Genomic DNA, 7,162 nt, shown 5'->3' on the forward strand with positions numbered 1-7,162 from the left:
TAGGCGCTATCCGCGAGGGGCCCCGGCCGAGCGGAGCGAGGGTGGGGAAGCGGATGGGCGCTATCCGCGAGGGGCCCCGGCCGAGCGGAGCGAGGGTGGGGAAGCGGATAGGCGCTATCCGCGAGGTCGGGGAAGCGGATGGGCGCTAAGTGGCGGGATAATGGTTGGATGGCCAAGACCCCCGCCCAACGGATCAGGAAGCACGGCGCCAAGGCAGCCGTCCCGGCGAGCCAGCCGGCAACCCCCGCGAACCGCACCACGAACCGCACCCCGGCCAAGGCCGAAAGCAACGGCAAGCTGGTGGTGATCGCCGGCGTCGTGGCGAGCCTGTTCCTGTTCTGGTACCTGCACCTGCTGACGCTGAACCAGATGACCCAGCTCGCCAACGGCATGGCCATGCCTGATTCCCTGATCGGCGGTTTCTCCGCCGACTACGTCCAGCAGCTGCACGGCGCCATGAACGACGACGCCCGCGGCCAGTTGGGCTACATCCACAAGACGGCCAGCACCCTGTTTCCGTTGATTTTCGGCTTCAGCTGGCTGCTGCTGGTGGGCATCAACGTCTCCCGCAAGGCGCTCCGCTGGGCCCTGTGGGCCGCACCGCTGGCCTTTGCAGTGGTGCGGTTGTGGGGCAACGTCGCGATCGATGCCGCCTTGGCCCAGGCAACGCCCGACGCCGGCCAGGTCGCCTTGGCTTCCGCCCTCACCGTGCTCGGCTGGGTGCTTTTCCTGCTGAGCCTTGGCGGCGGCGTGGCCGCCGTGTTCCTGGGGCGGCGCCGCGCGAAACGCGCCTGACCCTAACGGGCAGGCGCTGCGAGCCTGCGGATCCTCCGGCGTTCACCGTGCACCCGGTAGGCAACCGTGAGGCCCACCAGGGACAGTCCCAGGATGATCGGGTAGGCCATGGTCCGCTCGATGGATCCCGGTTCGTCCACCCGAAGCGCCGACGCCAGCACGTACACGGTGGCGCCGACCGACACCACGCCGAAGAGCAGCACCATCCAGGACATGGAACTCCGGCGCAACCAGACAAAGCCGAGGATGGCCAAGGCAATCGGGGCTGCAATGAAGTAGAGCCCGGCTCCGGTGAGGTGCCACGCGAGTTCCGTGTCCTCGGGGATGAGGCCCACCATTGCCTGCCCGATTCCGGCCACCAGGATCAGCGCCCTGACCGCTCCGGCGGCGAGCCATGGAATGTTGCCCGGACCCGTACGGATCGCCCGTTGGCCCGGCGTGGCTGCCACGGACAAGACTGCGGAGCTGAGCAGCACGGCGCCGAGCACCATCGCAACACCTTGCAGCACAAAGGACGCATTCATGAGCCAGTTCAGCGGGGAGCAGACCAGGTAGCCGTTGAAGGGGCCGCAGTTCGCGGCGCCGAGGTCGCTGATGACGTGGGAGCGCCTGTCGTACGACGGCGAGCCCTGCCACGCGGCCATGGCCGCGGCTTCGACCACGAAGTAGTGGATGAGGCTCAGGGAAGCCCAGGCACCCACCAGTTCACGCCGTCCGGCGAGGTCCGGCAACAGTGCACGGTCGCCCGCCTGCGGGGTACCCGCCGTCGTCATAGCGCCCAATATAGACCCACGCCGTCCACCGGCGAAGGGCGATCCGCGGTCAGGGCTTCGCGGTGTCCGTTCCGCCGGACAGGACTGCGCCGGCCTGGACGGCGCGCTGGTGGGCACCGGCCTTTTCGAAATACTCCACGGACTGCTTCTGGCTCAGCTCGGCGGCCTGCCGGCGGCCGTCCGAGGCTTCGGCGCGCGCAAGGAGCAAGTAGGCCTCCCCCGCGGTCTGCGGCGGGAGCTTGTCCGCGGACCCGGTGACCTCGGTCAACAGGGCGATGGCGGCCGGGGCGTCTCCGGCCAGGAAGTTCCAGTGGGCGCGGACGTAGCGCAGCAGGAGGATTTCCTCCTCGCTGCCGCCCACGATGTCCGTGGCGAGCTCGGCACGCTCGATGCAGCGCAGCGTCCCGGAATCCGCCACGCCCGCCGCGAGGCGCATCGCGGCCGAGGCTTTGTTGAATCTTGCCCAGACATCAAGATTGCTCGCGGGCGAGAAAGTGTCGGCGGCGAGTTCGTGGTGCTCCAGGCCTTCCTCGACCTTGTTGCACAGGAAAGCGACGTTGCCGATCACCCAGTAGGCCTTGCCCGCCAATTGATCGTCCATGTCGTCCGAGATCCGGGCGGAAAGCGCAAGGGATTCTTCCCAGGCCTCGTCGAGCTTGCCGGACTCGGCGAGTGCCGCAATCAGGGCCTGGCGGGCGTGGACTTCAAATTCGGCGTCGGCGTCATCGGCGAGCAAGCCGACCGCGGAGCGTGCCGCTTCGGCGGCGTCGTCCAGGAGTCCGCTGCCTTGCACGGAATTTGCCAGCAGGATGAGCGCCCTCGCCCGATCCCGGGATGAGGCCACTGTCGGGGGTGCTTCGACCAGCGTCCGGGCAAGGTCCGCGGCCCCGCCGGACTCCCCGGCGTCCAACAGGTTCTCCGCTTGAAAGAACACCATGTTCCACCATCCGGAGATGTCACCGTCGTCACGGGCCGTGTCCGCGGCCTTGTGTGCGCTGTCCGCCGCCTGGGCGAATTCGTGCCTGGCCCTGTGCTCCCTTGCGCGCAGCTCAGCAGCTGCGTAGGACGGGGTCCCCCTGTTTTCCGGCATGACCCTATTATGCCGAGAATGCAGTGAAGTACTGTCCGGACTCGGCCCGGAAAAATACCACTTCCAGCCGAAATCGTAAACTCAAGCTAGTGACACGGCGTGTCGCAAATCGCTATACTAACTACGTTTCACTCCGTTCTCTTGCATCACACCAGTCACCAATCAGGAGCATCCGTATGAAAAGAACTGTCGCTACTTTCCTTGCCGCTGCCGCGATTGCGGTGGCTGGGTTTTCCACATCGGCAGCCATTTCGGCCAGTGCCGAACATTCCGGGCAGGACACCTCCGTCGCCGGTGGCTGGTGGCCGAACTTCTCGAACAGCTCCGTCGATGCGGGCGGTTGGTGGCCGAACTCCTCGAACAGCTCCGTAGAAGCCGGTGGCTGGTGGCCCCACTCCACGACGACCGGAGACGACATCTAAGACCACGCATAGTTGAGGCAAGCAAGGGCGCCGGATCGTATCCGGCGCCCTTCGCATTGCCGGGACTGAATTCCCGCGGCATTCCCCCGGCGGGTTCGAATCCGCCAGGCTTTCGGATTAGCCGCGGCCCAGCAGACGAACAAAATCCTCGGGAGGTACCGGCCGGCTGAAGTAGTAGCCCTGCCCGCTCGCACATCCCAGCCAGGACAGCTCCGCGGCCTGTTCGGCTGTCTCGATCCCTTCGGCCACCGCTTCCATTCCGCAGGCATGGATCAACTGGAGCACCGCGGCAACGAAATCCCTCTGGCCGTCGTCCGACCCCAGCCCTTCAATCAATGACCTGTCGATCTTGACGACGTGCACCGGCAGGTTGCGCAGGTAGCTGATGGAGGAATATCCCGTGCCGAAGTCGTCGATTTCCAATTGGACGCCCAGGTGGCGCAGGCCGGACAAGGAGTAACGGTCCAGGTCCGAGCCGTTGACAGCCGCGGACTCCGTGAGTTCGATGACCAGCTTCGAGGCGTCGACGCCGGTGTCCGTGAGGGCGTCCCGCACCCGTTCGATCAGCTCCAGGCTCCTTAACTCCGTGGGCGAAATGTTCACCCGCATGCTGAAGTCATCGACGAGTCCCGGGGTGTCCAGCCAGGTCCGCAATTGCCGCAGGGCCTGTCGGAGGACCCAGTCCCCGAGATCCACGATGAGCCCGGTTTCCTCGGCCAGGGGGATGAACTTGTCCGGCATGAGCATGCCCCGTTCGGGGTGGTTCCACCGCACAAGCGCCTCGGCTCCCTCAACCCGGCCGCTGCTGAGCTCCACCACCGGCTGGTAATACAGAACCAGCTGGTCTGTCCGGATCGCCTCGCGCAATTCGGTGATCATCTGGCCCTGCAGCCTCCGCGCATGCAGCAGGGCCGGCTCGAACACCCGGACGGTGTTGCGCTGTTCGGCCTTGGCCGCGTACATGGCCGTGTCGGCCTCCATGACGAGCTGCTCCACGGACTGGCCGGGTTCGGCGACCCTGAGCCCGATGCTGGTACCGCAGACGATCCGCAGGTCGCCGATTTCGATGCTTTCCGCCAGGGCGCGCAGGATCCGCTTCGCCACGCCACGCGCCTGCATCACGTTCGATTTTGGCAGCATCACCGCAAACTCGTCCCCGCCGAGCCTGGCAACGGTATCGCCCTCCCGGACGGCGTCCGTGATCCGCTGCGCGGTTATCCGCAATACGTCGTCCCCGGCGCTGTGGCCCAGCCGGTCATTGATTCCCTTGAAGGAATCCAGGTCCAGGACCAGCAGCGCGGGCGGCGGTTCGCCCTCCGCGGTTCCGGCCAGTTCCTGGCTCAGCGCCCGGTTGAGGGCCGTACGGTTGGCCAGCTGCGTCAAGGGATCGGTCAGGGCCATCCGCTCGAGCTCGATCTGGGCCTCGCGGAGCATGGCCGTCCGGCTCTCTACCCGTTCTTCCAGTTCCCGGTACACGGCTTGGAGGTCGTCGGCCATGAGGTTGATTCCGGCGATGACGGCGGCAACTTCATCCCGCGGCCCCGAGAGCGGGATACGCGTGCTGAGGTCGCCGTCGGCGATGCGGATGACCCCTTCGACCAGGGCCAGGAGGCGCGGATCCTGCGGCTCAGGATTCACGAAGGTAACCTGCCAGCCACTCCCGGGCCGCGGCCTCGGAGGTGAAGAATCGCGCGGGGATGCTCTTCGGCGTCACCCGCAGCAGGAAGTGCGCGATGACGCGGTCCACGGGACTCTCGCCGAGCAAGGCGAGCGCCGAGACAGTTTCGGGGGCAGCGGAGACAGCGCGGGCGCCGTCGTTGATGTCCAGCACGCCGGTGACGGTGAGCAACAGCGGGCGCTTACGCCCGTCGGCCTTCGCGCGCACCATGGTGGCCGCGGCCCGGGCTTCCGGGGCACGGAGCTGCGAGCGGACGGGGAGGACAACCTCGACGATCCCGTCGTCGGCCAGCCCGAGCTCAATCGGCTCGGTCCTTCCCAGGTCCGTGCCTCCTGCTTGGCGCGCGATCTGCTGATTGCTCATGGGTCCCGGGTCCTGCCGTGGCGATGGTATTCCTGCGGCTCCGACTCGCCATGTGTCTTGTCGGCGCCTTGCAGCGGTGGACCAATGATAAGTCACTCCTGTCACATCCGCGCCTTTCTGTCCCAAGCAGGGCTGCTGATTGCCGCGCGGGCGGCGGCCCGCCGGACCCGCCTCACACGGGTGGCAATCAGCACGCCGGCCGCGGAGAATCCGACCGTCAGCGGGTAGGCCATCAGCCGCTCCAAGGTGCCGGGTTCGGGCAGCTCCATGCGGGTCACTCCCCCGACGGCGAGCGCCGCAAGGCATGCCGCGCTGCAGGCAAGGAGGAACCAACTCACCCTGGTGTGGGGAAGCCACAGGAACCCCAGGAGGAGCAGGGCAAGGGCACCGCCGATGAAATACATGAGCGCCCCGACGAAATGCCAGGGCGAGCCCAGGTCTTCGGGCACCAGTCCCACAATCACGGTTCCGGTACCCGCCGCCCCCGTCAGCACCCGGACACCCACCGCCCCGCTCCGGCTCCGGCGGTACGCAGCACCCTGCTGGATGCGCACCCCCGGCCGGGCCGCGATGCACAGCATCGCCGAGCCCAGCAGCAAGGCGCCCAGGAGCAGTCCGAGGCCCTGCACCACGAACGAGGCGTTCATGAGCAGGTGCAGCGGGGAGCAGACATCCCGCCCGTCGTAGGGGGCGCAGTTGATGGCGCCGAGGTCGCTGATGTAGCCGGTGCGGCGGTCGTAGGGTGCCTTGCCCGCCCACGCCTCAATGACTGCGGCCTCGGCGGCGAAGTACTGCACCACGCTGAGCTGGGCCCACGCGCCCACGAGGGACCGGGGATTTCCGAGATCGGGCAGGAAACTGCCCGGCACGGCCGGGGCGGACATCTGCTTTCCCATCAGGCCCCAGCCTAGCGGCGAAGTGTTCTGACGCCCTGCCTGCAGCTTGTATGCTTAGATGCGTGTCCGGCGCCTGGCCGAATTTTGCAGGTTTCGAGCACCGCCCGCCCTCGTAGCTCAGTGGATAGAGCACGGCTCTCCTAAAGCCGGTGTCGTTGGTTCGATTCCAATCGAGGGCACTTGACTGACCAGCAGCCCGTCCCGGACCTCCGCGCCTGGCTGGCCGGCGGCTGGACCGTGGAGCGCACGCTGTGGGACCGCGCCACCGGCACCCGCGGAACCTTCACCGGCGTCGCGCATTACTCGGAAACGCCCGACGGCGGCCTCCACTACCGCGAAAACGGCACCCTTGAGTGGGGCAGCCACAGCGGCCCCGCGTCGCGTGAATACCTCCTGCGTCCCGCGGAGAGCCCTGACGCGATGGACATGTTCTTCCCCGACGGCCGGCCCTTCCACCGCTTCAGCTTCAGCGGGGCCGCGGCGCAGGACCGGCACTGGTGCGACCCGGACGACTACGCCGTGGACTACCGCTGGCTCGGCCCCGATTCCTTCGCCTACAGCTGGGATGTGCACGGCCCGGCGAAGGACCTGCTGCTTGAATCCGTCCTGAGGAGGGAACCGTGAGGGATCTGATCGTCGTCAGCGCCGTCTGCGTGTACGACGACGCCGGCCGCATGCTGACGGTCCGCAAGCGCGGCACCGACAAGTTCATGCACCCCGGCGGAAAGCCGGAGCCGGGCGAAAGCGCCGCCGAGGCAGCGTCGCGCGAACTCGCCGAAGAGGTGGGCATCCGGATCGCGCCGGGCGAGCTCGAGCCGCTGGGCGTCTACCTGGCCACGGCCGCCAACGAGGATGCCACGGACATCCAGGCCACCGTGTTCACCGCACCCGGCATGTGGGAGGCGCACCCCTCGGCGGAGATCGCCGAAATCCGCTGGCTGGAGCTCGGCGGGGAACTGCCGGAGGACCTCGCCCCGCTGCTCACCGAGCACGTCCTCCCGGCGCTCGCCAAGCAGTAGGCCCGCCCAACTAGCTCGCAGTTGTTGTCGTTTTGAACCCTCAAAACGACTGTGAGGATTGGTGTGGCTGGTCCGGGACTGGCTGGCAGAGTAGATGCTGGCCGTTCTGCCCTGCGGTCGTGACTC

9 protein-coding genes and 1 tRNA gene are annotated in these 7,162 nt (G+C 67.3%); 5 read left to right on the plus strand and 5 right to left on the minus strand.

Annotation, left to right across the window (positions count from 1 at the left end):
* The first annotated feature begins 168 nt into the window (after positions 1-168).
* On the plus strand, positions 169-795 hold the full coding sequence (locus D3654_RS11980; protein ID WP_120521727.1) for a hypothetical protein: 627 nt from the start codon (positions 169-171) through the stop codon (positions 793-795).
* Positions 796-797: 2 nt separating this feature from the next.
* Here the strand turns inward: D3654_RS11980 and D3654_RS11985 are convergent, their stop codons facing one another.
* Both D3654_RS11985 and D3654_RS11990 read right to left on the minus strand, forming a co-directional pair.
* Positions 798-1,568 carry a DUF998 domain-containing protein gene (locus tag D3654_RS11985; RefSeq protein ID WP_120521728.1) on the minus strand — a complete coding sequence of 257 codons (771 nt, stop codon included), beginning with the start codon at positions 1,566-1,568 and terminating at the stop codon, positions 798-800.
* A 49-nt stretch (positions 1,569-1,617) separates the two neighbouring features.
* Complete coding sequence (locus tag D3654_RS11990; protein WP_120521729.1) at positions 1,618-2,658, minus strand: hypothetical protein; 1,041 nt, start codon at positions 2,656-2,658, stop codon at positions 1,618-1,620.
* A 176-nt stretch (positions 2,659-2,834) separates the two neighbouring features.
* Here D3654_RS11990 and D3654_RS11995 point away from each other — a divergent pair, with 176 nt between their 5' ends.
* On the plus strand, positions 2,835-3,080 hold the full coding sequence (locus tag D3654_RS11995; protein WP_120521730.1) for a hypothetical protein: 246 nt from the start codon (positions 2,835-2,837) through the stop codon (positions 3,078-3,080).
* A gap of 117 nt (positions 3,081-3,197) precedes the next feature.
* Here D3654_RS11995 and D3654_RS12000 read toward each other — a convergent pair whose 3' ends face one another.
* From D3654_RS12000 to D3654_RS12010, 3 genes are all read right to left on the minus strand, one after another.
* A complete protein-coding gene (locus tag D3654_RS12000) occupies positions 3,198-4,718 on the minus strand; it encodes a putative bifunctional diguanylate cyclase/phosphodiesterase (RefSeq protein WP_120521731.1) in 1,521 nt (506 codons plus the stop codon).
* Positions 4,708-5,121: a DUF7793 family protein gene (locus D3654_RS12005; protein ID WP_120521732.1), complete on the minus strand. Its 414-nt coding sequence runs from the start codon at positions 5,119-5,121 to the stop codon at positions 4,708-4,710. The genes D3654_RS12000 and D3654_RS12005 overlap by 11 nt, the downstream gene beginning before the upstream one ends.
* A 101-nt stretch (positions 5,122-5,222) precedes the next feature.
* Entirely contained in the window at positions 5,223-6,017 is a 795-nt protein-coding gene (locus D3654_RS12010; protein ID WP_120521733.1) for a DUF998 domain-containing protein, read from the minus strand.
* A gap of 106 nt (positions 6,018-6,123) precedes the next feature.
* Here D3654_RS12010 and D3654_RS12015 point away from each other — a divergent pair.
* The 3 genes from D3654_RS12015 to D3654_RS12025 all read left to right on the plus strand — a co-directional run bounded on the left by D3654_RS12015 (position 6,124) and on the right by D3654_RS12025 (position 7,036).
* Positions 6,124-6,196, plus strand: a tRNA-Arg gene (locus tag D3654_RS12015).
* A 1-nt stretch (position 6,197) separates the two neighbouring features.
* On the plus strand, positions 6,198-6,641 hold the full coding sequence (locus D3654_RS12020; protein ID WP_120521734.1) for a DUF6314 family protein: 444 nt from the start codon (positions 6,198-6,200) through the stop codon (positions 6,639-6,641).
* Entirely contained in the window at positions 6,638-7,036 is a 399-nt protein-coding gene (locus tag D3654_RS12025; RefSeq protein WP_120521735.1) for an NUDIX hydrolase, read from the plus strand. Before D3654_RS12020 ends, D3654_RS12025 begins: the two co-directional genes overlap by 4 nt.
* The last annotated feature ends 126 nt before the right edge of the window (positions 7,037-7,162 follow it).

The organism is Arthrobacter celericrescens, from assembly GCF_003614925.1.
GTDB lineage: Bacteria > Actinomycetota > Actinomycetes > Actinomycetales > Micrococcaceae > Arthrobacter > Arthrobacter celericrescens.